At 45.8% G+C, this 21,776-nt stretch carries 22 protein-coding genes and 8 tRNA genes; 18 read left to right on the plus strand and 12 right to left on the minus strand.

Annotation, left to right across the window (positions count from 1 at the left end):
• Nucleotides 1-59 precede the first annotated feature (59 nt).
• The 3 genes from tnpA to QTN94_RS17510 all read right to left on the minus strand — a co-directional run bounded on the left by tnpA (nt 60) and on the right by QTN94_RS17510 (nt 1,982).
• A complete protein-coding gene (tnpA, locus tag QTN94_RS17500) occupies nt 60-506 on the minus strand; it encodes an IS200/IS605 family transposase (RefSeq protein ID WP_331428386.1) in 447 nt (148 codons plus the stop codon).
• A 183-nt stretch (nt 507-689) separates the two neighbouring features.
• On the minus strand, nt 690-1,754 hold the full coding sequence (locus QTN94_RS17505; RefSeq protein ID WP_331428387.1) for an AI-2E family transporter: 1,065 nt from the start codon (nt 1,752-1,754) through the stop codon (nt 690-692).
• Nucleotides 1,755-1,982 carry a sulfurtransferase TusA family protein gene (locus QTN94_RS17510; protein WP_138973084.1) on the minus strand — a complete coding sequence of 76 codons (228 nt, stop codon included), beginning with the start codon at nt 1,980-1,982 and terminating at the stop codon, nt 1,755-1,757.
• A 235-nt stretch (nt 1,983-2,217) separates the two neighbouring features.
• Here QTN94_RS17510 and QTN94_RS17515 point away from each other — a divergent pair, with 235 nt between their 5' ends.
• Genes QTN94_RS17515 through QTN94_RS17530 form a run of 4 tightly spaced genes read left to right on the plus strand, consistent with a single transcriptional unit; the run spans nt 2,218 to nt 5,029 of the window.
• Complete coding sequence (locus tag QTN94_RS17515; RefSeq protein ID WP_331428388.1) at nt 2,218-3,666, plus strand: beta-barrel assembly-enhancing protease; 1,449 nt, start codon at nt 2,218-2,220, stop codon at nt 3,664-3,666.
• Nucleotides 3,667-3,684: 18 nt separating this feature from the next.
• Nucleotides 3,685-4,029 carry an arsenate reductase (glutaredoxin) gene (gene arsC / locus QTN94_RS17520; RefSeq protein ID WP_331428389.1) on the plus strand — a complete coding sequence of 115 codons (345 nt, stop codon included), beginning with the start codon at nt 3,685-3,687 and terminating at the stop codon, nt 4,027-4,029.
• Nucleotides 4,026-4,598, plus strand: a complete 573-nt coding sequence (gene wrbA / locus QTN94_RS17525; protein ID WP_331428390.1) for an NAD(P)H:quinone oxidoreductase — start codon at nt 4,026-4,028, stop codon at nt 4,596-4,598. The genes arsC and wrbA overlap by 4 nt, the downstream gene beginning before the upstream one ends.
• Before the next feature lie 2 nt (nt 4,599-4,600).
• Entirely contained in the window at nt 4,601-5,029 is a 429-nt protein-coding gene (locus QTN94_RS17530) for a DUF2069 domain-containing protein (protein WP_331428391.1), read from the plus strand.
• A gap of 39 nt (nt 5,030-5,068) precedes the next feature.
• On the opposite strand, the gene QTN94_RS17535 is transcribed toward QTN94_RS17530, so the two are convergent.
• Complete coding sequence (locus tag QTN94_RS17535) at nt 5,069-6,346, minus strand: DUF2066 domain-containing protein (RefSeq protein ID WP_331428392.1); 1,278 nt, start codon at nt 6,344-6,346, stop codon at nt 5,069-5,071.
• A gap of 260 nt (nt 6,347-6,606) precedes the next feature.
• On the opposite strand from QTN94_RS17535, the gene QTN94_RS17540 reads away from it, so the two are divergent.
• Complete coding sequence (locus QTN94_RS17540; protein WP_331428393.1) at nt 6,607-7,851, plus strand: uracil-xanthine permease family protein; 1,245 nt, start codon at nt 6,607-6,609, stop codon at nt 7,849-7,851.
• A gap of 152 nt (nt 7,852-8,003) precedes the next feature.
• Here QTN94_RS17540 and ybaK read toward each other — a convergent pair whose 3' ends face one another.
• The 8 genes from ybaK to hemA all read right to left on the minus strand — a co-directional run bounded on the left by ybaK (nt 8,004) and on the right by hemA (nt 16,008).
• On the minus strand, nt 8,004-8,477 hold the full coding sequence (gene ybaK / locus QTN94_RS17545; protein ID WP_331428394.1) for a Cys-tRNA(Pro) deacylase: 474 nt from the start codon (nt 8,475-8,477) through the stop codon (nt 8,004-8,006).
• Nucleotides 8,478-8,564: 87 nt separating this feature from the next.
• The gene (ushA, locus tag QTN94_RS17550) at nt 8,565-10,226 is read right to left on the minus strand and encodes a bifunctional UDP-sugar hydrolase/5'-nucleotidase UshA (RefSeq protein WP_269376216.1); all 1,662 of its coding nucleotides are present in this window, start codon (nt 10,224-10,226) and stop codon (nt 8,565-8,567) included.
• 386 nt (nt 10,227-10,612) lie between these two features.
• Entirely contained in the window at nt 10,613-11,464 is an 852-nt protein-coding gene (gene kdsA, locus QTN94_RS17555; protein ID WP_269376217.1) for a 3-deoxy-8-phosphooctulonate synthase, read from the minus strand.
• 45 nt (nt 11,465-11,509) lie between these two features.
• Entirely contained in the window at nt 11,510-12,319 is an 810-nt protein-coding gene (locus tag QTN94_RS17560; RefSeq protein ID WP_331418124.1) for a SirB1 family protein, read from the minus strand.
• Between the two features lie 35 nt (nt 12,320-12,354).
• A complete protein-coding gene (locus QTN94_RS17565) occupies nt 12,355-12,738 on the minus strand; it encodes a SirB2 family protein (protein ID WP_269376219.1) in 384 nt (127 codons plus the stop codon).
• Between the two features lie 12 nt (nt 12,739-12,750).
• Nucleotides 12,751-13,611 carry a peptide chain release factor N(5)-glutamine methyltransferase gene (gene prmC / locus QTN94_RS17570; protein WP_331428395.1) on the minus strand — a complete coding sequence of 287 codons (861 nt, stop codon included), beginning with the start codon at nt 13,609-13,611 and terminating at the stop codon, nt 12,751-12,753.
• Nucleotides 13,612-13,615: 4 nt separating this feature from the next.
• Nucleotides 13,616-14,704 carry a peptide chain release factor 1 gene (gene prfA / locus QTN94_RS17575; RefSeq protein ID WP_331418104.1) on the minus strand — a complete coding sequence of 363 codons (1,089 nt, stop codon included), beginning with the start codon at nt 14,702-14,704 and terminating at the stop codon, nt 13,616-13,618.
• 47 nt (nt 14,705-14,751) lie between these two features.
• A complete protein-coding gene (gene hemA / locus QTN94_RS17580) occupies nt 14,752-16,008 on the minus strand; it encodes a glutamyl-tRNA reductase (RefSeq protein ID WP_331428396.1) in 1,257 nt (418 codons plus the stop codon).
• Nucleotides 16,009-16,168: 160 nt separating this feature from the next.
• Here hemA and lolB point away from each other — a divergent pair, with 160 nt between their 5' ends.
• The 13 genes from lolB to QTN94_RS17645 all read left to right on the plus strand — a co-directional run bounded on the left by lolB (nt 16,169) and on the right by QTN94_RS17645 (nt 21,748).
• On the plus strand, nt 16,169-16,783 hold the full coding sequence (gene lolB, locus QTN94_RS17585) for a lipoprotein insertase outer membrane protein LolB (protein WP_331428397.1): 615 nt from the start codon (nt 16,169-16,171) through the stop codon (nt 16,781-16,783).
• On the plus strand, nt 16,780-17,652 hold the full coding sequence (gene ispE, locus QTN94_RS17590) for a 4-(cytidine 5'-diphospho)-2-C-methyl-D-erythritol kinase (protein ID WP_331428398.1): 873 nt from the start codon (nt 16,780-16,782) through the stop codon (nt 17,650-17,652). The genes lolB and ispE overlap by 4 nt, the downstream gene beginning before the upstream one ends.
• A gap of 29 nt (nt 17,653-17,681) precedes the next feature.
• Nucleotides 17,682-18,626, plus strand: a complete 945-nt coding sequence (locus tag QTN94_RS17595) for a ribose-phosphate pyrophosphokinase (RefSeq protein ID WP_138973101.1) — start codon at nt 17,682-17,684, stop codon at nt 18,624-18,626.
• Between the two features lie 139 nt (nt 18,627-18,765).
• Entirely contained in the window at nt 18,766-19,356 is a 591-nt protein-coding gene (pth, locus tag QTN94_RS17600) for an aminoacyl-tRNA hydrolase (RefSeq protein WP_138973102.1), read from the plus strand.
• Nucleotides 19,357-19,366: 10 nt separating this feature from the next.
• The gene (gene ychF / locus QTN94_RS17605) at nt 19,367-20,458 is read left to right on the plus strand and encodes a redox-regulated ATPase YchF (protein ID WP_269376226.1); all 1,092 of its coding nucleotides are present in this window, start codon (nt 19,367-19,369) and stop codon (nt 20,456-20,458) included.
• Between the two features lie 268 nt (nt 20,459-20,726).
• Nucleotides 20,727-20,803 (plus strand) — tRNA-Met (locus QTN94_RS17610).
• A gap of 40 nt (nt 20,804-20,843) precedes the next feature.
• Nucleotides 20,844-20,928, plus strand: a tRNA-Leu gene (locus QTN94_RS17615).
• A gap of 29 nt (nt 20,929-20,957) precedes the next feature.
• Nucleotides 20,958-21,032 (plus strand) — tRNA-Gln (locus QTN94_RS17620).
• 78 nt (nt 21,033-21,110) lie between these two features.
• A tRNA-Met gene (locus tag QTN94_RS17625) sits at nt 21,111-21,187 on the plus strand.
• 53 nt (nt 21,188-21,240) lie between these two features.
• Nucleotides 21,241-21,325: transfer RNA gene (locus QTN94_RS17630), tRNA-Leu, on the plus strand.
• A 29-nt stretch (nt 21,326-21,354) separates the two neighbouring features.
• A tRNA-Gln gene (locus tag QTN94_RS17635) sits at nt 21,355-21,429 on the plus strand.
• 130 nt (nt 21,430-21,559) lie between these two features.
• Nucleotides 21,560-21,644 (plus strand) — tRNA-Leu (locus QTN94_RS17640).
• A gap of 29 nt (nt 21,645-21,673) precedes the next feature.
• Nucleotides 21,674-21,748, plus strand: a tRNA-Gln gene (locus tag QTN94_RS17645).
• Nucleotides 21,749-21,776: the final 28 nt, after the last annotated feature.

A 21,776-nucleotide genomic window follows, 5' to 3' on the forward strand; every position in this document is an offset into this window, starting at 1 on the left:
GTAAAAATCCACCTGCATAGCAGGTGGCTTTGAAAGGCCCCCTAAAAGGGGGCTCACTGTTAGTTTTCTAACCCAAGACGCATCTGACGCTCCTCTTCTTCCTTTCCCACACGATCTTGATGTCGGACATACCTGCGTATAATTTCCTCGTTCATCCCTACCGAATCAACGAAGTAGCCTCTTTGCCAAAATTTGTTGCCCCATAATTTCTTCTTTCTTAAGTACGGAAATTTGTTAAATAGGCGAATTGCGGTTCGTCCTTTTACAAAGCCCATATATGTCGAAACACTTAAACTAGGTGGTAATCTCACGACCAGATGTACGTGGTCTACTTGAACATTCAGCTCTACAACCTTACAGTTCTTCATATTACTGTAGATATAGATGATCCGGTAAAGCTCCTTACCCAAATTACCTTTTAAGATTTTCAGGCGGTACTTTGGCGTCCAGACTATGTGGTACTGACACCTGTAATATACGTGTGAGGCGGATTCATATCTGCTCATGTTCTTTATCTCCTTCATTTGCTGGTTACAAACGAGGACATCTTGAACATGAGCGTTCTTCGGGCATAGCCCAAAGGAACGATCACCACCTTCTAAAGAAGGTGGTTTAAGGTTAGAAAATAAAAAGCCCCGAGAACATTTTCTTCGGGGCTTTTTATGTAACCGATTTAACTAAACCTTTATTTATACGGGTATTTCTTCATCGTGGCTTGGCAATGCATTCCATACAGCTTTAACCAGAGTCGCCAGCGGGATGGCAAAAAAGACCCCCCAAAACCCCCATAGTCCACCAAAGACTAAAACCGCGACGATAATCGCGACAGGATGCAGGTTGACAGCTTCAGAAAAAAGCACAGGAACCAGCACGTTGCCATCTAGTGCCTGAATAATGCCGTATGCCACAAGTAACCAGTAGAACTGAGGCGTTAATCCCCATTGGAAAAGGCCGACTATCGCGACAGGCACAGTCACTGCCGCAGCACCGATATAAGGAATAAGTACCGAGAAGCCGACAGCCACAGCCAGCAATACTGAATAACGCAGATCCAGTAGTGCAAAAGTGATATAGCTAACACTGCCGACGATTAGGATTTCCATTACCTTACCGCGAATGTAGTTTGAGATCTGCTCATTCATCTCGTGCCACACTTTGGTCGCCAAGCGGCGATTACGCGGCAAAACACCACTCGCCATCTCGATCATTTCCTCTTTATCTTTAAGTAAGAAGAAAACCAACAGTGGTACTAGGATGAGATAAACCCCTAAGGTCGCAAGACTGACGAGAGAAGCCAAAGAGCCTTTAACAACGCTTTCACTCATACCAATCACTTGATTCTTTGCGTTGGTAACCACTGACTCTACAATCTGGAAGCTATCCAGCTCCGGGTATCGTTGTGGGATTTCGGCAATGAAGCCTTGTAATCCAACATACATGGTCGGAATGTCGTTAATTAAGTTGCCTACCTGCTGCCAGATAGTTGGAACCAGACCAAAAATCGCGACGAGCATTAAGCTGGTAAAACCCAAAATCACCAAGATCACCGCAAGTGTCCTCGGAATACCTAAACGCGACATTTGCACCACAGGCCACTCAAGTAAGTAAGCCAAGACAATCGCAACAAGCAAAGGCGCAATAAGGTTGCCAAAGAAATAAATGGTAATGAAGCCAAATAGAAGAATAGCAACAAGACTCACTGCATGTGGATCAGAAAAACGTCGTTTATACCAACGACTCACCATTTCAAACATTCAATACAATTCCTTAGTCACTTGCATAGAGTAATAACCATTCATTTGTTCACAATTCAATTGAAACAAATGTTTTTTAAGAAAACGGGTAATATCATTCATTGAACTGCTATCACTGATCAGAATTTGAACGTTGTCACCGGGATTCAGCCCTTTAGTGTGACGCTTCGCAAGTAAAAGCGCCATGGGGCACCGCTCTTGGCGTAAATCCAAAATATTAGGTTCCATTCTCTCGCCCGATGCTTAATATTACGGTTAGATATTGTATAGTGTTTTTTTCCAACCGTCAGTGCAAATAGTAATGGTCAGCCCACAGCGGCCTAACGACGAAGTAGGAACCTTAACACTGTTCTCTGACGTGACCGAGAAACCATCTTACTTTTCGAGTGTCCAAGCGTATAGTCAACTTACTAAAATAAGCCACTTAGTGATTTATAAATCAACGGGGTATCATCTTTAATATATGTTTAAACGTATGCGCTCATTGGCCTGCTTGTCTGTTGCAGCCGCTTTAATCGCTCCTGCACTGGCCAACAACCTTGATCTTCCGGATATTGGCACTACCGCAAGCAGCACGCTCACCATTGCCCAAGAAATGCAGTATGGTGACGCCTATATGCGTATGCTACGCAACAGTAAACCGATCGTTAATGACCCCGTGCTCAACGAGTACATCGACAGTTTGGGACATCGCTTGGTCGCCAATGCCTCTGACGTGAAAACCCCGTTTACCTTTTTTATGATTCGTGATCGTAACATCAACGCCTTCGCGTTTTTTGGTGGTTACGTCGCGCTACACTCTGGGTTATTTCTTCATGCTCAGGGCGAAAGTGAACTTGCCTCGGTAGTTGCTCACGAGATTGCGCACGTTACTCAGCGGCACTTAGCACGAAGCATGGAAGAGCAAGCAAGACGCTCTCCTGCAACAATGGCCGCTCTTGCCGGTTCACTTTTACTGGCTATTGCAGCACCAGAAGCAGGCATCGCTGCGATAACTGCTACAACCGCTGGTAGTATTCAAGGCCAAATAAACTATACCCGTAGCAACGAAAAAGAAGCTGACCGCTTTGGTATCAATACCCTTTCGAAAGCAGGCTTTGATGTCAACGCCATGCCGCGTTTCTTTGGGCGTCTAGCAGAAGAGTATCGTTACGCGAGTAAACCACCGCCGATGCTACTCACCCACCCACTGCCAGAAGATCGTATTACCGATACCCGAGCTCGTGCTCAAAATTATCCCGCCACAAGAGTCGATCCATCATTGGACTACCACCTCGCTCGTGCGCGAATTGTTGCCCGCTACGCTGGTATCGATGCGAAGGCTGCACAAGATTGGTTTAATCGTGTAGAAAAAAAGGCCGCTCCAAGTGTTCAGGTCGCGTTTCAGTACGGCAAAGCGTTAGTGCACCTTGATAACAAGGAGCTGGATCAAGCGAGTACGATCCTTCATAAGCTGTTTGAACAGCAACCGAACAATCGCTTCTACCTTGATGCGATGTCAGATCTCTATATTGCTCAGGGCAAAGCCGACAAAGCCGAAGCCATGCTGTTGAAAGCGTTGCAAGCCGCTCCCAACAATGCGGTGATTTCTATTAACTACGCGAATGCACTGCTTAAACAAGACAAAAATGCTGAAGCGGTAAAAGTTCTGCAACGCTATACCCATGACAATCCAAATGATGTGAATGGTTGGCACCTGTTATCGGAAGCAAGCATCCACTTAGGGTTCAGCGATGAGGATCTTGCTGCACGCGCAGAGATTCTCGCTTTGAAAGCGAACTGGAACAAAGCTATCCAATACTATACACAAGCTAGTCAACTCGCAGAGCTTGGCAGTTTAAAACAAGCAAGATACGATGCTCGAATCGACCAGCTAATGGTTCAGCGTGACCGTTTCTTAGCACTACAATAATTAAATGGAGATTACTCTATGTCAGTCGTGATTTATCACAACCCTCGTTGCTCAAAAAGCCGTCAGACTCTTGCTTTGTTGGAAGAGCGTGGTATTCAGCCAGAGATTGTTACTTACCTAGAAACACCACCAAGTGTTGACCAACTGAAGACACTGATGTCTCAGCTTGAACTCACTGACGTCCGTGACATGATGCGCACGAAAGAAGACATCTATAAAGAGCTTGATCTCAAGTCAGCAGACGATGAGACCTTATTCAAAGCGATGACCGAAAATCCAAAACTGATTGAGCGTCCAATTGTGGTTGCGAATGGCAAAGCGAAACATGGCCGCCCACCAGAGCAAGTTCTCGATATTCTATGAGCTGTCAAATCGTTATTCTCTATTATAGTCGCCACGGCTCAACACGAGCGATTGCGCGACAAATAGCACGTGGGGTGGAATCCATCCCACAGTGTGAAGCGGTAATAAGAACCGTTGATGAGCTGGAATCTTCGTACTCTGATCCCGCCGATCCAACCATCACCCTGAATGAGCTTAAACAGTGCGACGGTTTGGCGATGGGAAGTCCAGTTTGGTTTGGCAATATGGCGGCTCCGCTTAAACACTTTTGGGATAAGACCACGCCTTTGTGGGTATCTGGGGATCTCATCGATAAACCAGCTTGCGTGTTTACTTCCTCCTCCAGCATGCATGGCGGTCAGGAGACAACGCTGCAAAGCATGATGCTGCCTTTGCTTCACCACGGCATGATGATCTTAGGCATTCCCTATTCTGAGCCTAAGCTTCATTCTACACAGTTAGGTGGCACTCCCTATGGGGCTACGTCGGTGAGCACTTCTAACTCGGCACTCAGTGACGATGAAATAGAACTCTCTCAACAACTTGGCAAGCGCCTCGCGCAAACCGCTTTAAAAATGAAGGACCACTAAATATGCAAGAGATCCAACCCACAACAAAGCTGTATCGTCTGTTGGCCTTGTTTGGCAATCTCGCACTGTTGGCATGGATCGCACTGTGGCAGCTCTCTTTGTCGCCCCATCCTCATATTGGCAGTACAACATTGGCGATAGCTTGGGCAATCCCACTCTTGCTTCCCCTTCCCGGCATTTTGGCCGGTAAGCCATACACGCACGCTTGGGCCAACTTTGTTCTTATGCTCTACTTCCTGCACGGTTTTACCATTCTCTATATCGATGATGGGGAGCGTTGGCTGGCGGTGGTCGAGTTACTTCTGACTACCATTGCATTCTTTGGTAACATTCTTTATGCCCGTACAAGAGGTAAAGAGCTAGGGATGAAATTGAAGCGCTTATCTAAAGTCGAAAAAGAAGAAAAAGCCCGATTTGAGGCAGATAAATAAAAATAAATAGGGTCTGAATAATCAGACCCTTTTTTGCTGCTATTGAATAACAGTGACACTGCCGTCGTTGACCGTTTTATCCCCTTCAGCATCAAAGCCCGGCTCAGTCTCTGGGACTGGCGCAACGTACTGATAAGGCTTACCCTGCCATTCAAAGACTAGAATCATCTCTGTCGCAATCACTTCGGGCTCTGGGGTCACTTGAGTCTCAGGCGATGCAACGGATTCAGTTTGAGCGACAGAGTCGCTACTTTGAGTCGCTGAATCTGCCCCGAATTCGCTATCTACTGGTGGTGTTTGTGGTGTCAATACTTGCGGCATATCCGTCACGCTTTCACGTTGAACGAGATCATCAAGACGGCGGACTTCCTGTTCAAACTCTTGCTCAGTCGAAAGCAGATGAACATTGAAGATCACTTGGTTGCCCTGAATTTTCAAGATATCAATGGACGCCACTGAGCTAAGCTTCTTGAGTTGGTTCTCTAGTGTGAAGAAGCCAACCGCGTCATTTAGCTCTGTAAAACGTACTTTAATTGCTTGTGATGACTCACTTGCAACCACCACGGCACTCTTCTTCGCGTAGTAGTCACTGATTTGGTTGATCATTTTGTCAGCCGCATCCGAGCCGTTATTTGAGCCGGACAACGGAGCTTGGCGCGTCACGCCAATACTTGCAGGTTTTTGATCGTATAAGGTCCAACGAACAATGTTACCTTGAGCTCGAACCACCAACACCGCATCGACTGGGTAGCGCTGACTGGCTTGACCGACTGGCTGAATGAATCCACCCCACAGATCTGAAACAGCAACACCTGTGATATCGTCAAAATCACCGACAGGCACCGTTAGCGGTAAGCCTCGTTTCTCGGCTTGAGCCTTCATTTGAGTAAGTACTGTAGAGCTAGAGTGTTCCCAAATAATGTTTCTATCGGCCGGCCCTTCTTCAACCAACCACACTAATAAGTTCGCGCGCGCTGCTGGCCAAATCGGTAACTGAGCCTGACTTAGTAAAGAACGAATATGCGGAGCACTAAAGCCCATACGCAATGTTTGTTCACCATTCGCCTGACCATAGCTAAGTTGGGCTAGATATTGGGCACTTTGCTGTAGTGCTTTTTGAACGACAGGATTGGAAATCGCTTCACGATCACCCGAGGCTTTTACAATCACCTCTTTCATACCTTCTGCACGAGCTTGAGCATCGGCATTCTCAACCGTTTGGTCTAGAACAACTTCAGTACGGTATAGGTCAACATTGGTCAGAGCCATCGCTGGTGAAGCCATCATACCCAAAACGAGCAAAGCTAATTGGCGCATACACTTCCTAACATCAGTTTTTTACACGTTAAAGGTCGATGATAAGCAACTATCGGAGTTGGAGCAACTAAAGGTCTAGGATATCGTCGTCAAACTCGACTTTCTCGTTTGAATACATAGTGGCCATCTATGAGTAATTCGCAAAATATTTGATCGAGTTCAGATTGCAAACGTTTGGCATAATGCTAAAATCCCGCGAATTTTATTTTTGTCGAGTGATTTACGTTACTCGTCGCTTCGCTACTTAAAGGAATGACAACATGAAAAATGCCATTCAAGGCGTTCAAATGCTCTTCGTCGCGTTTGGTGCTCTGGTTCTCGTACCACTACTGACGGGCTTAGATCCAAGTGTCGCACTGTTCGGTGCAGGTGTCGGTACCCTACTTTTCCAAATGATTACTCGCCGTAGCGTTCCTATTTTCTTAGCCTCTTCTTTTGCCTTTATTGCACCTATTCTTTACGGTGTTCAAGCATGGGGCGTTCCTGCAACTATGGGCGGCCTAATGGCTGCGGGCTGTGTGTATGTGGCGATGGGTGCTTTGATTAAAGTTCGTGGTGTTGAAATCATCCATAAGCTTTTACCACCCGTTGTTGTCGGTCCTGTGATCATGGTTATTGGCCTTGGTCTAGCGCCTGTGGCAGTGAATATGGCACTAGGTAAAGTGGACGGAGCTCAAGTGATTGATGCGAACGCGTCACTGGTTATCTCTGTGGCTTCACTACTTACAACTATCGCGCTAAGTGTTTTTGCTAAAGGCTTTTTAAAGCTAACTCCTATCTTAGGCGGTATCGTTGTTGGTTACTGTTTGAGTCTGGGCTTCGGTATTGTTGACTTTACTCCTGTTCATCAGGCAGCTTGGTTCGCACTACCTAACTTCACTTTCCCTGAGTTCAACATTAACGCTATCCTGTTTATGATTCCTGTAGCCATTGCGCCTGCGGTAGAGCACGTGGGCGACATGCTAGCAATCTCAAATGTGACTGGTAAAAACTACGTTAAGAAACCTGGCCTACACCGTACAATTACTGGTGACGGTATTGCGACGATTGCCGCCTCTATGGTTGGCGCTCCACCAAATACAACTTACTCAGAAGTCACTGGCGCAGTCATGCTGACTAAAGCATTCAACCCAGTGATCATGACTTGGGCTGCAATTGCAGCGATCGTTTTGGCATTGGTTGGTAAGTTGGGAGCCGTGCTACAGACTATCCCTATGCCAGTAATGGGCGGCATCATGATTCTGCTGTTTGGTTCAATTGCTACTGTTGGCTTGAATACGCTCATCAAAAACAATGTTGACCTACATAAATCACGCAACCTAGTCATCGTCGCCATCACTTTAGTGTTTGGTATTGGCGGTATGGCTTTCGGTGTTGGCGAGTTTAGCCTTCAGGGTGTGAGCCTATGTGGTATCGTTGCGATTCTTCTTAACCTATTGCTACCAAAAGATCTTGGCGAAAACCATGTTGTGGATAACGCCCAGATGGAAGAAGAAGTGAAATAGACTCAAGAGTCGAGAGTTAAAGAAATTGAGAGGGTTGGCGTTTTTGCGCCAACCCTTTTATTTAGATGGACGATTATTTTATCCTGTCAGCACAAGAGCTGCTGGCCATTTTTGCAGTCACAACGGCAGACCTTCGCGTCACGACCAACTGACTAAATACATAACTCAACAAACTGAGCACGAGTCAGCATCGCCAAATCACGGGGAGCCAACTCTATTTCCAAGCCGCGCTTACCAGCACTGACACACATGGTCTCTTGCTCTTCAGCACTAACATGAATAAACGTTGGTAAAACTTTCTTTTGCCCCAACGGACTGATCCCCCCCACCACATAACCAGTCGTTTTCTGAGCAATGTCTGGATCGGCCATATCTGCTTTTTTCGCTTTCGCCGCTTTGGCTGCCAACTTTAGATTAAGTTTTTGATCGACAGGGATAATTGCTACAGCCAAATTCTTAGCTTCACCGTTGAGACTAAATAGTAGTGTCTTAAAAACTTTAGCTGGGTCTTGGCCTAGCACTTCCGCAGCCTCTAGGCCGTAGCTATCAGCTCGAGGGTCATGTTCATATTGATGAATGGTGTGAGCCACCTTTTTCTTTTTCGCGAGATTGATTGCAGGAGTCATACTCCCTCCTGTTCTGGTATAGAAACAAAAAGCGCCACTCCGAAGAGTGGCGCTTTAGATTAAAGATAATAATCCGTTGTCGTCAACTTACTTATAAACAATCTCACCTGAAGGTGCATATTTGTTTACGTCTACAGGGCTATTTGCTTGTAGGTATTCTTTTAGCACTTCAGCGTCAACGAAACCTGTGTTCACGTAACCTGGATGATCACTTACTTTAGGGTAACCATCACCACCAGCTGCGTTGTAGCTTGGTACTGTGAAGCGGTAAGTTTCGTCTAGACGAAGCTGTTTACCACCGATGAATACGTTAGAAACTTCACCGTTCGCCACTGTCATAGAGATGCCAGCGAACTGAGCGTAAGCACCAGAATCCACAGGTTTAGTTGCCACTACGTTTAGGTAGTCCAGCACTTCTTGACCAGACATATCTGTGTAAGTCAGGATGTTAGCAAATGGCTGTACAGTGAGTACATCTTTGTAAGTCACGTCGCCTGCTTCGATTGAGTCACGAACACCACCAGAGTTCATCACTGCGAAGTCCGCTTTAGCACGCTCCATGTGAGCAGTTGCAATGAGACGACCTAGGTTAGTTTGCTGGAAGCGAACTACGTTACGGTCACCTTCAAGCTTACCGTTTGTCTCAGCGATCTTAACGTTTAGCTGAGCTTGGCCTTGCTCTTGGTATGGACGTAGGAAATCAAGAAGCGCTTGATCTTGCGCGATTTCATCTTCGATAAAGACGCGTTCTTTCTTACCGTCAATTTCAACTTTCTTCTTCAGGTTAACAGGGATTAGATCGTAGCTCACCATTTGAAGCTCACCGTTACGGAATTCGTAATCAGCACGACCTACGTATTTACCCCACTCGTGAGCCTGAACAATGTAAGTACCGTTTTGCATGTCTGGCTTACATTCGTCAGAAGGTTTGAAATTTTTCTTCACAACGTTTGGCGCTTCCATACATACTGGCTCTTGCGAGTGACCACCAACGATCATGTCTAGAGAACCTTCGTCTAGGTAGCGAGCTAGCGCAACGTCACCCGGTGCGTTTACGCCACGTTTGCCATCTTCATAGTGACCCATGTGAGTAACAGCGAAGATCAGATCTGGTTTCTCAGTTTTCTCAAGTTCAGCGATCAGTTTCTTCGCTTCTTCTTTTGGATCGCGGAAATCGATGCCACCAATAAATTCTGGGTTACCGATTTTTGCAGTGTCTTCAGTAGTTAGACCAATAACAGCAATCTTGATGCCTTGCTTGTTGAACATCTGGTAAGCTTGGAACATACGTTCGCCAGTCTTTTTGTCGTAGATGTTCGCTGAAAGCATTGGGAAATTCGCCCACTCTTTCTGCTTGAATAGCACATCTAATGGGTTATCGAACTCGTGGTTACCTAGTGCCATAGCATCGTAACCAATTTTGCTCATACCTTTGAAATCTGGTTCCGCATCTTGTAGATCAGACTCTGGCACACCCGTGTTAATATCACCACCAGATAGAAGTAGCGAGCTACCGCCTTCAGCTGCGATTTCAGCGCGAAGTTCGTCAATAAGAGTCTTACGAGCAGCCATGCCGTACTCACCATATTTGTTCTGCCAGAAACGACCGTGGTGGTCATTCGTGTGAAGAACTGTCAGCTTATACGTTTTATCTGCTTCCCACTCGTGTTGTGGTGCTGTTGCACAACCAGCTAGAGTTGCCAGAATTGCTGCGCTAATTGCGCTTTTTACGATCAGGCCTTGCTTCATTGTCATACCTTTTGAACTTTTTGGGTTTCCACTGCTTTTTATTACTGCTCTTTATGAATAGACAGACTTGAAGATTAAAGTGCTGAAAGAGCAGTAAAACTTGAACTAGTTTAAATTAACCACACTTACCTGACAGCCTGATTTCATATTTATGTAGGATAGATCACCATAATCCGCTATCGAATGTGTAACAAATCATCAAAGTTGCATTTGATTTATCAAATGATCACAAGCAATCGTTTGTCTGTGAGATAAGCCCCGTGCTTACAATGGTGTGACGGTTAGCGTTTACTCAACACATAGTGAAAACATGATCAATAATCCTATGTTTTTGAGATAAAAAAAAGCTGGTTCAACAACCAGCCTTTACAAAAAACTTCACCGACTTATTTAATATCGATGTGCTCAAAACCTTTGATTAGGTCATCCAATGCTTTCATCTGAGCAAGGAAAGGTTCTAGCTTGTCGAGTGGCAATGCCGACGGACCATCACAACGCGCTTTTTCTGGATTTGGGTGTGCTTCGATAAACAGACCTGCGATACCTGTCGCCAGACCTGCTTTAGCCAGTTCAACCGTTTGTTCACGACGACCGCCTGATGCAGCACCAGAAGGGTCACGCATCTGCAATGAGTGAGTCACATCAAAGATGATTGGGCTACCATTTGATGCCTGTTTCATCACTCCGAAACCTAGCATATCAACCACAAGGTTGTCGTAACCGTGGCAAGAGCCGCGCTCACATAGAATGACATTGTTGTTGCCACACTCTGCAAACTTTTCAACGATGTTACCTACCTGACCTGGGCTCATAAATTGTGGTTTCTTAACGTTGATGACCGCGCCTGTTTTCGCCATCGCTTCAACTAGGTCGGTCTGACGTGCAAGAAACGCTGGCAACTGGATAACGTCAACCACATCCGCAACAGGCTGAGCTTGTGCTTCAGTATGAACATCAGTAATGATCTTAACGCCAAAAGTGTCTTTCAACTCTTGGAAGATTTTCATCCCTTCTTCAAGACCAGGACCACGGTATGAGTGTACCGAGCTGCGATTTGCTTTATCGAATGATGCTTTGAATACGTATGGAATGCCTAATTTCTCAGTTACCTTTACGTAGTGTTCACAAATCTGCATCGCTAGATCGCGTGACTCAAGAACGTTCATGCCTGCAAACAGCGTAAACGGCTTGTCGTTTGCTACTGGAATGTCACCTACGTGAACAATTTTCTGTTCCATTTTATTCTCTCTATTTCGATATCTGCCAACGGCTAAACATTGGACTTAATGTAAGGTCACCTGAGTTTCACTCATGGCGTAAACTTGATTCTTCAACAATTCAGCCCCCGGATCATCAGGGCACTGGTCGATAAAATACTGATAGTCATTCAACGCGATTTGATGGCAGTCAAGCTGCTGATATATAAAGCCACGATCGCGAATCTCATAGGGATCATCGGGCGCGAATGTCAGCGCTAGATCGGTACACTTCAATGCCAGAGTATAGCGCTCTTCGCGCAACAGAGCACTTTTCAGCAAGGCTAACCAGCGGCCAATAATCGTTGGGTTGTCAGTCTCTTTTAAATGTTTTGTCTCTAGCTTCGCCAATGGTCCTTTGTGACCAATAAGCCAAGCACCCAAGGTGTGTTCAGAAACATACTCGCCATTAAACGGATTAACGTATAACGGCTTTTCGTTATACCACTCTAATTTGAGTAGGAACTGAGTCGGGAAAGTGACCCCTACTAAAGGAAAACCCAGCTTTCTCGCAAGGTACAGCAAAATCGCCCCCAGGCTGACTGGAATTCCTTTACGACTTTGCAGGACTTTATCGATAAAGCCATTGTCTGAATGAAAATAGCTCTCTCTATCGCCGCGAAACTCCCACTGATAGTAGAAGAGTCGCAACAAGGCGTCAAAACGCTGCTTGTCATCAAATTCATGGACAAGTGCAATTTCGGCTTCTTGCACCAAACGATTGAGCTCTGCTTTCGACCACTGAACATCAGTCTGAGGATTGATCGCTTCATTGAGTACTAATGCGCCTTCAACCAGCTCCATCGCATCAAAGTCTTCATCAAACAATTCAAACATATCGGTTGTCATAACTATATCAACCTAAATAACCATTAACCAAAGAACAGAGGTGTTTTAGTTACCGCGACTTTGCCAGCCATCGCTAACCAACCTAAAGCACCGAAGAATGAAAATGTTCTTAGCAACTTGTTTTTACCGAGTTTTAGAGCAAAAAAGCCCAGTGCGATGTAAGCGAGTACACACGTGATTTTTTCTGTCAGCCAAGCAGATTCAGGTGTAAACGGGATAAAACCCGTGATCATAATCAGGCCGATACCTGATAGCAGTAAACAGGTGTCGTTGATGTGTGGAAATACCTTAAAGAACTTCTTCTCTAACAGGTTTGAATTCGCCATCATCATCGCAAATCGAACCGACAGAAGCGTCGCACTAATAACAATCGTTAACAGGTGGAAATGCTTTAAACCTTCGTACATTGATAATCTCTCTTACTTCACTGATGAGAACTGACCGATCGTTACTCGATCGTTGTCACCATAGTCCTTGTAGGTAGCCACTTGGTCGTAGCCAAGTGATATTAGTAATTCCCGTACAGCCTCGCCTTGTTCGAAACCATGTTCAAACATCAGCCAACCTTGTTCGGCTAGGTAGTCACGCGCTTTAGTTGCGATGTGCTTGATATCGGCCAACCCTTTCTCTTCTGCCACCAGCGCACTAAGTGGTTCGAAACGCACATCTCCCTGAGTTAGATGTGGGTCTTCTTTCTCTATATAAGGTGGGTTGGACACAATCAAAGCAAACTCTGTACCAGCCGGAATCGGATCAAACCAACTACCAGCCATAAAGCGCGTGTTAGATATGTTGAGTGCATCAGCATTTGATTGAGCCAATTGCTGAGCCTCGGGTTTTAAATCGACGCCCCACACTTGTCGCTTAGGCAGTTCTGAGGCAAGTGCAAGCGCTATCGCTCCGGTTCCTGTGCCTAAGTCCAAGATATCACCTTGATTATTCGAGGCTTTATCCAGTGCAATTTCAACCAGTCGTTCAGTATCCGGTCTTGGGATTAAAGTACTTGGCGAGACCTTTAGTGGCAATGACCAAAACTCACGTTCACCCACAATGTACGCGACGGGTTCACCCGCAAGCCTACGTTCCAGCAAAATTTGAAACGCCGTCAGGTCTGACGAGGATAAGATTTTATCTGGCCATGTAAGTAGGAAGGAGCGTGGTTTGTCGAGAGCGTGGCAAAGAAGCACCGCGGCATCAAGAGAGGGCGAATCACTGCCACTCTCTTGAAGTTGCTGTACGGCCTTTTTTAGTGTGCGTTCAACACTGTTATCAGCCGACATAGAATTAGTTGTTCTCAGCCAATGCAGCAAGTTGGTCTGCTTGGTGTTCCTGAATCACAGGATCAATCAGACTTGCAAGATCGCCTTCCATCACTTCATTGAGGCGGTAGATAGTCAGGTTGATACGGTGGTCTGAAACACGACCTTGTGGGTAGTTGTAGGTACGAATACGGTCACTACGATCACCTGAACCTAGTAGGTTACGGCGTGTATCCGAGACTTCTGCGGCACGTTTTGCTTCTTCAGCCTGAATAATACGTGCAGCCAGAACGGCCATTGCTTTTGCTTTATTCTTGTGCTGAGAACGCTCGTCCTGACACTCAACCACTGTACCTGTTGGTAAGTGAGTGATACGGATTGCTGAGTCCGTGGTGTTAACGTGCTGACCACCCGCGCCCGATGCACGGAAAGTATCGATTTTCAGATCCGCCGCTTTAATTTCTGGAATTTCAGCTTCTGGAACTTCAGCCATGACGGCAACGGTACATGCCGAAGTATGTACACGGCCTTGCGATTCTGTTGCAGGAACACGTTGAACACGGTGACCGCCCGACTCAAACTTTAGTACCCCATATGCACCATCACCAGACACTCTAGCGATCATCTCTTTGTAACCGCCATGCTCCGCTTCGTTTGAAGACATAACTTCAACACGCCAGCCTTTTTTCTCTGCAAACTTGCTGTACATACGGAAAAGGTCACCAGCGAAAATACCCGCTTCATCACCACCCGCACCCGCGCGAATTTCTAAGAAACAGTTACGATCGTCGTTTGGATCTTTAGGAAGAAGAAGGATCTGTAGCTCATCGCTCAGACGTTCAATCGCCCTTTTCGCTTCTTTAATCTCTTCCTGCGCCATTTCGCGCATCTCTTCGTCGTCTTCATTCGCCATCTCTTCAGCAGCAACGAGATCTTCTTGAGCTTGCTGATAAGCTTGGAAACACTTAGTGACTTCCTCTAGTTGAGAGTACTCTTTTGACAACGCACGGAATTTATCTTGGTTACCGATCACATCAGGATCGCCCAAAAGATGTTGAACTTCTTCGTAACGCTCAACCAGTGTTTCTAACTTAGTTAAAATAGAGGCTTTCATAGTTTTCTTTAACTCGGGGGTTTAATGAAGTCTGACACTCGTAATGATTACGAGTTCTCTAGACCTAAACTTTGTCTAATGGTAGCAAGCCGTGCAGGCTCACCCTTCTCTGCGGCACTTTGTAAGGCGCGAGTAGGCGCATGAATTAATCTATTCGTCAGTTTGTTGCTGAGTTCAAGCAAGACTTTCTCAGCATCAGTACCAGCCGCAAGAGACTGTAGGCTTTTGCTCAAGAGCTCTTCGCGAATTTCATTGGCGGTCTGACGATATTCTCGAATACTGTCTACTGCCTGAAGAGAGCGCATCCATGACATAAACGCGGCGCTTTCTTCACTGACGATCGCTTCCGCTTGAATCGCTTCAATCTTGCGTTGTTCAATATTACTATCAACAATAGACTGCAAATCATCTACTGTGTACAGGTAGGCGTCATTCAAATCGCCCACTTGTGACTCAATATCACGTGGAACGGCAATATCAACCAAAAGCATGGGTTGGAAACGGCGAGATTTTAACGCGCTTTCTACCATACCTTTACCTATGATAGGCAATGGACTCGCGGTAGAACTGATCACAATATCTGCTCGTGATAGATGTTCGGGAATCTCAGGCAAGCCAATAATTTCTGCCCCAAACTGCTCAGCCAACGGCAATGCGCGTTCTTTGGTTCGGTTAGCAACAATCATCTTAGTACAGCCATTGCCAGCAAGATGCTTAGCGACCAACTCGATGGTCTCACCCGCACCAACCAACAACACTGTCGACTTTTCTAACGATTCAAAAATATGTTTCGCAAGTGTACAAGCTGCATACGCGACGGAAACGGCATTACCACCGATATCCGTTTCAGTTCTCACACGCTTCGCTACCGAAAAAGCCTTCTGGAATAATTTTTCCATCGACGAATCAACAGCTTTGTTGTCACGCGAATCTGAATACGCTTGTTTAACTTGCCCCAATATCTGAGGTTCACCCAACACCAGTGAATCCAACCCGCACGAAACACGCATTAAATGACGTATTGCGGCTTGTTCTTCATGAATGTAGAGACTGGGTTTTAGATCTTCAGGGCTAACCTGATGGAATTGAGACAACCAATCGATAATCTTGCTTTTACCACCACCTTTTACATCGCAATAGATTTCGGTGCGATTACAGGTAGAAATGATGACGCTGCCATTCACCGCAGGGTTATGACCAAGCTGTTGTAATGCTTCAGGTAACTTATCCGGACCAAAAGCGACTTTTTCACGCAGTTCGACTGAGGCCGTATTGTGGTTGATACCTATAGCAAGCAAAGACATGTATCGTGGATTCTCTGATTCAGATATGGACAAATAAGGTCGGAATTTTACTTGATGCCCCCGTTTATTGAAAGGGGAATAAGGATATGTTTTCTTGAGTTCGTGATTTCAGTGATATAGTGAGGTCTAACTTTGGGCAAAACTGGATAAATAATCAGCAATGACGAAACATTTTCGCTCTCTTGTTATTCTACTTGCAGGCTTATTTTTGCTTAATGGCTGTGCCACCATAGAGAGCACAACGAACGTAGAGTGGCAAACTCATCAGCAAAGATTGGCATCGATCGATGCTTATCAATCTACGGGCAAACTGGGCTATATTTCTCCCGAACAAAGACAATCACTCAATTATCAATGGTCATACTCCGCCGATTTGACCCAATTGAGGTTAACCACTTTTCTTGGTCAAACCGCTCTCAACCTAAAAGCCACTCCGCAAGGCGCTACCGTTGAGACCTATGATGACCAACGCTATTCAGCTCCGACATCTCAAGCACTGATTCAACGCCTGACTGGCTTAAATATCCCGGTCGAACAGCTCAATGACTGGATGCTGGGTCGCCCCACTCAAGCTGACGATTATCAATTAAGTGAGACCAACACTCTCGCCCGCCTAACCAAACAAGTGGGTCTACAAACTTGGCAACTCGACTATCTCACGTATCAGGATGTCCAATACGGGGGAACGGCGTTACCGCTGCCGAAAAAAATCAAACTCACACAGGGCAACATCTCTATTAACCTGTTTATTTCCAACTGGAACCTCAGCGAATGATCACGGAAACCACTCATTGGCCTTCTCCGGCAAAGCTTAACCTATTTCTTTATATCACTGGTCGTCGTGACAACGGTTACCATGAACTGCAAACCCTGTTTCAGTTTCTCGATCATGGCGACGATCTAACCATTACCGCCAATGACTCTGGTGAAATCACCCTCTCACCAGAGATCCCGGGCGTACCTCTGCATGACAACTTGATCTGGAAAGCCGCAACAGCGTTACAATTAAAGTCAGGCTGTCGCTATGGAGCTCATATTGAGCTGAACAAAGTGCTGCCTATGGGCGGCGGTATCGGTGGTGGTTCATCGAACGCAGCCAGCACGTTAGTGGCTCTGAACTTTTTGTGGCAAACCAACTTATCTGATGATGAACTTGCTGAAATTGGACTGAAGCTCGGTGCCGATGTGCCAGTCTTTACTCGCGGGTTTGCCGCGTTTGCAGAAGGTGTCGGTGAGCTACTGACCAAGGCAGAGCCAGAAGAAAAATGGTACTTAGTGGTAAGGCCAAATGTATCGATTGCGACAGTCGACATTTTCTCTCATCCGCAACTGACAAGAAACACACCAAAACGTGAGCTGGCAACACTTCTTGACAGCCATTACGGAAACGATTGCGAAAAAATTGTTCGAATGCTGTACCAAGAGGTTGATAAGCAACTTTCATGGCTGCTACAATACGCGCCGTCGCGACTTACAGGGACAGGATCATGCGTTTTTGCCGAGTTTTCGAGCAAAAATGAGGCAGAAGCTGTTCTTGATAAACTCCCAGACACCGTCTCTACTTTTATTGCTAAAGGCAAGAATCTTTCTCCTTTGCACGAGACGCTGGCTAAGTATCGCTTAGCCCACAAACAATCTATTTAAAAACTGGACGCAACCCTGAGGTTTCCACCGTGCCTGATATGAAGCTATTTGCTGGTAACGCTACACCTGAACTAGCCCAACGTATTGCTGATCGTCTATACATCTCTCTTGGTGATGCAACTGTTTCTCGTTTTTCTGATGGCGAAGTCGCTGTTCAAATTAACGAAAATGTTCGTGGTAGTGATGTTTTCATCATTCAATCGACTTGTGCACCAACTAACGACAACCTAATGGAACTTGTAGTGATGATTGATGCAATGCGCCGCGCTTCAGCGGGCCGTATTACAGCAGTTATCCCTTACTTCGGTTACGCTCGCCAAGACCGTCGTGTACGTTCTGCTCGTGTGCCAATCACTGCTAAAGTTGTTGCAGATTTCCTTTCTAACGTTGGTGTTGACCGCGTTCTTACGATTGACCTTCACGCAGAGCAAATTCAAGGCTTCTTCGATGTACCTGTAGACAACATCTTCGGTACTCCAGTTCTTCTTGAAGATATGCAAGCACGTGGCCTAGAAAACCCAGTTGTGGTTTCTCCAGACCTAGGTGGTGTTGTTCGTGCACGCGCAACCGCTAAAGCGCTTGGTGATATCGATATCGCTATCGTTGATAAACGTCGCCCTCGCGCTAACGTATCAGAAGTAATGAACCTAATCGGTGATGTTGAAGGTCGTGACTGTGTTATCGTTGACGACATGATCGATACAGGTGGCACACTATGTAAAGCAGCTGAAGCGCTTAAAGAGCGCGGTGCTAAGCGTGTATTCGCTTACGCAACGCATGCTGTATTCTCTGGTAACGCTGCACACAACATTGGCAACTCAGTACTAGATCAAGTTATCGTAACTGACTCTATTACTATGTCTAAAGAGATGGAAGCAACTGGCAAGGTAACAACACTAAGCCTTTCTCGCATGCTAGCTGAAGCGATTCGTCGCATCAGCAATGAAGAGTCAATCTCAGCCATGTTCAACTAATCGAACCTTCGATTAATCAGTTTTAAAAGCACCCCTCTCTGGGGTGTTTTTTTATTCCCCCTATATCCTCATCTCGCCCGTCGGCAGATTTGTATGCTATGATACTGCGCTTTTTGAGATTCCAAGAGAGATCCTAGCCTTGAGTCAACCTATCAAACTTCTTGTCGGCCTTGCCAATCCGGGGCCTGAATACGCTAAAACTCGTCACAATGCGGGTGCGTGGGTAGTAGAAGAGCTCGCACGTATTCATAACGTGACGCTGAAAAATGAAGCTAAGTTTTTTGGCCTTAGTGGGCGTATTATGGTTAACGGTCAGGATCTCCGCTTACTCATCCCAACGACTTTTATGAACCTTTCAGGTAAATCAATTGCTGCGGTAGCGAAATTCTACCAAATTAAACCTGAAGAGATCATGGTCGCACACGATGAATTGGATTTACCTCCAGGCGTCGCTAAATTTAAGAAAGGCGGTGGTCACGGAGGTCACAACGGCCTACGCGATACCATCAGCAGACTTGGGAACTGCAAAGATTTCTATCGTCTAAGGATCGGTATTGGTCATCCTGGACATAAAGACAAAGTTGCCGGCTATGTATTAGGCAAAGCACCGGCAAAAGAACAAGAGCTTCTTGATGCAGCGGCAGATGAATCTGTTCGCTGTCTGGACATTCTGATTAAGGATGGCCTTTCAAAAGCACAAAACCGTTTACACACGTTCAAAGCTGAATAAGGTTACTATCATGGGTTTTAAATGTGGCATCGTTGGCCTACCAAACGTTGGTAAATCAACACTGTTCAACGCACTCACTAAAGCTGGCATCGAAGCGGCTAACTTTCCGTTCTGTACCATCGAGCCAAACACAGGTGTTGTACCTGTGCCAGATCTACGTCTAGATGCACTAGCAAAGATCGTTAACCCACAAAGAGTACTGCCGACAACAATGGAATTTGTTGATATCGCAGGCCTTGTCGCGGGTGCCTCTCGCGGCGAAGGTCTAGGAAACAAATTCCTAGCAAACATCCGTGAAACTGACGCGATTGGTCACGTTGTGCGCTGTTTTGAAAACGAAAACATCGTTCACGTTGCAGGCAAAGTATCACCAATCGAAGATATCGAAGTGATCAACTTAGAGCTTGCAATGGCAGACTTAGATTCATGTGAACGCGCAATTCAACGTAATGCTAAGAAAGCAAAAGGCGGCGATAAAGACGCAAAATTCGAACTGACTGTTCTTGAAAAGCTACTACCTGTACTGTCTGAAGGCGGTATGGCACGTACTGTTGAGTTGTCAAAAGAAGAACTAGCGGCTGTTGGTTACCTAAACTTCCTGACTCTAAAACCAACCATGTACATCGCCAACGTGAATGAAGATGGTTTTGAGAACAACCCGTATCTAGATGCTGTTCGTGAATACGCAGAAAAAGAGAACAACGCAGTAGTTGCTGTGTGTGCGGCAATTGAGTCTGAGCTTTCTGAGCTTGAAGACGAAGACCGTGAAGAGTTCCTTGCAGATATGGGCATTGAAGAACCAGGTCTTAACCGCGTGATCCGTTCAGGTTACGAACTACTGACTCTTCATACTTACTTCACTGCGGGTGTTAAAGAAGTTCGTGCTTGGACTATCCCTGTAGGTGCAACAGCACCTCAAGCCGCAGGTAAGATCCACACTGATTTTGAAAAAGGTTTCATTCGTGCCGAAGTTGTTGGTTATGATGACTTCATCCAGTTCAATGGCGAAAGTGGCGCGAAAGACGCAGGTAAATGGCGTTTGGAAGGTAAAGAATACATCGTTAAAGATGGCGACGTTGTTCACTTCCGTTTCAACGTTTAATTTCTATCCAAGTCTTTGACTTTAAAAGCCAGCACAATTGCTGGCTTTTTTACTGCTGTAACCAGCAGAAATAAATAAAACCCACAATCTAATGTCATTTTGTTATCAGTTTTCGATCATTAACACGCCTCTTTGTTTAAAAAGAAACCGAACAGTTGATTTCTAGGGATTTATTCAAAAAAACTATTGACGACTTTGCCTCAACTTCGGATAATGCGCGCCGTTCCCGACGATAAGGTAACGAGTCGAAAAGAACGAAACATGGTATGGCTACGTAGCTCAGCTGGTTAGAGCACATCACTCATAATGATGGGGTCACAGGTTCGAATCCCGTCGTAGCCACCATTCCTAAGCGTTTTTTTAATAAAAGCTTTTAGGAAAAGATGCGGAAATGGCGGAATTGGTAGACGCACCAGATTTAGGTTCTGGCGCCGCAAGGTGTGAGAGTTCAAGTCTCTCTTTCCGCACCATGTTTTATGGTTTGTCAAACCATGTCTGCAGGTCTATCGCCAAGCGGTAAGGCAGCGGCTTTTGATGCCGCCATTCCCTGGTTCGAATCCAGGTAGACCTGCCACTATTTGTAGTGCTAAGCCTAATTAAAAAAGGGCTTGTCTCTAAGAGCTAGAGAGTTTATATTGTCTCGCTCACGAGTGGCTACGTAGCTCAGCTGGTTAGAGCACATCACTCATAATGATGGGGTCACAGGTTCGAATCCCGTCGTAGCCACCATTTACAACGTTATCTTGATGTTACCAATTATCAGGATGACTACAGATTAAGATGCGGAAATGGCGGAATTGGTAGACGCACCAGATTTAGGTTCTGGCGCCGCAAGGTGTGAGAGTTCAAGTCTCTCTTTCCGCACCATTCTTTAAGTCTCTCTTTGAGAGCACTGCAGGTCTATCGCCAAGCGGTAAGGCAGCGGCTTTTGATGCCGCCATTCCCTGGTTCGAATCCAGGTAGACCTGCCATTATTTATAGGTTCACTAGATAAGCATCATTTGATGCCACATCTATTGTTCCTGGTTAGGCCATCAGTAGCCTGACATATACAACGTTATCTTGATTTTACCAATTATCAGGATGACCACAGATTAAGATGCGGAAATGGCGGAATTGGTAGACGCACCAGATTTAGGTTCTGGCGCCGCAAGGTGTGAGAGTTCAAGTCTCTCTTTCCGCACCACTCTTTAAGTCTCTCTTTGAGAGCACTGCAGGTCTATCGCCAAGCGGTAAGGCAGCGGCTTTTGATGCCGCCATTCCCTGGTTCGAATCCAGGTAGACCTGCCATTATTTATAGGTTCACTAGATAAGCATC

The organism is Vibrio sp. M250220, from assembly GCF_036533795.1.
Taxonomy (GTDB): Bacteria; Pseudomonadota; Gammaproteobacteria; order Enterobacterales; family Vibrionaceae; genus Vibrio.

Coding starts and splice junctions, on each gene's coding strand:
- tnpA (WP_331428386.1), bottom strand. CDS start 506: ATGAGCAGATATGAATCCGCCTCACACGTATATTACAGGTGTCAGTAC.
- QTN94_RS17560 (WP_331418124.1), bottom strand. CDS start 12,319: ATGTTTGAATTGTTTGATGAAGACTTTGATGCGATGGAGCTGGTTGAA.
- hemA (WP_331428396.1), bottom strand. CDS start 16,008: ATGTCTTTGCTTGCTATAGGTATCAACCACAATACGGCCTCAGTCGAA.
- ybaK (WP_331428394.1), bottom strand. CDS start 8,477: ATGACTCCTGCAATCAATCTCGCGAAAAAGAAAAAGGTGGCTCACACC.
- ispE (WP_331428398.1), top strand. CDS start 16,780: ATGATCACGGAAACCACTCATTGGCCTTCTCCGGCAAAGCTTAACCTA.
- QTN94_RS17530 (WP_331428391.1), top strand. CDS start 4,601: ATGCAAGAGATCCAACCCACAACAAAGCTGTATCGTCTGTTGGCCTTG.
- arsC (WP_331428389.1), top strand. CDS start 3,685: ATGTCAGTCGTGATTTATCACAACCCTCGTTGCTCAAAAAGCCGTCAG.
- wrbA (WP_331428390.1), top strand. CDS start 4,026: ATGAGCTGTCAAATCGTTATTCTCTATTATAGTCGCCACGGCTCAACA.
- ushA (WP_269376216.1), bottom strand. CDS start 10,226: ATGAAGCAAGGCCTGATCGTAAAAAGCGCAATTAGCGCAGCAATTCTG.
- QTN94_RS17535 (WP_331428392.1), bottom strand. CDS start 6,346: ATGCGCCAATTAGCTTTGCTCGTTTTGGGTATGATGGCTTCACCAGCG.
- prfA (WP_331418104.1), bottom strand. CDS start 14,704: ATGAAAGCCTCTATTTTAACTAAGTTAGAAACACTGGTTGAGCGTTAC.
- kdsA (WP_269376217.1), bottom strand. CDS start 11,464: ATGGAACAGAAAATTGTTCACGTAGGTGACATTCCAGTAGCAAACGAC.
- prmC (WP_331428395.1), bottom strand. CDS start 13,611: ATGTCGGCTGATAACAGTGTTGAACGCACACTAAAAAAGGCCGTACAG.
- QTN94_RS17505 (WP_331428387.1), bottom strand. CDS start 1,754: ATGTTTGAAATGGTGAGTCGTTGGTATAAACGACGTTTTTCTGATCCA.
- lolB (WP_331428397.1), top strand. CDS start 16,169: ATGACGAAACATTTTCGCTCTCTTGTTATTCTACTTGCAGGCTTATTT.
- QTN94_RS17510 (WP_138973084.1), bottom strand. CDS start 1,982: ATGGAACCTAATATTTTGGATTTACGCCAAGAGCGGTGCCCCATGGCG.
- QTN94_RS17540 (WP_331428393.1), top strand. CDS start 6,607: ATGAAAAATGCCATTCAAGGCGTTCAAATGCTCTTCGTCGCGTTTGGT.
- ychF (WP_269376226.1), top strand. CDS start 19,367: ATGGGTTTTAAATGTGGCATCGTTGGCCTACCAAACGTTGGTAAATCA.
- QTN94_RS17515 (WP_331428388.1), top strand. CDS start 2,218: ATGTTTAAACGTATGCGCTCATTGGCCTGCTTGTCTGTTGCAGCCGCT.
- QTN94_RS17565 (WP_269376219.1), bottom strand. CDS start 12,738: ATGTACGAAGGTTTAAAGCATTTCCACCTGTTAACGATTGTTATTAGT.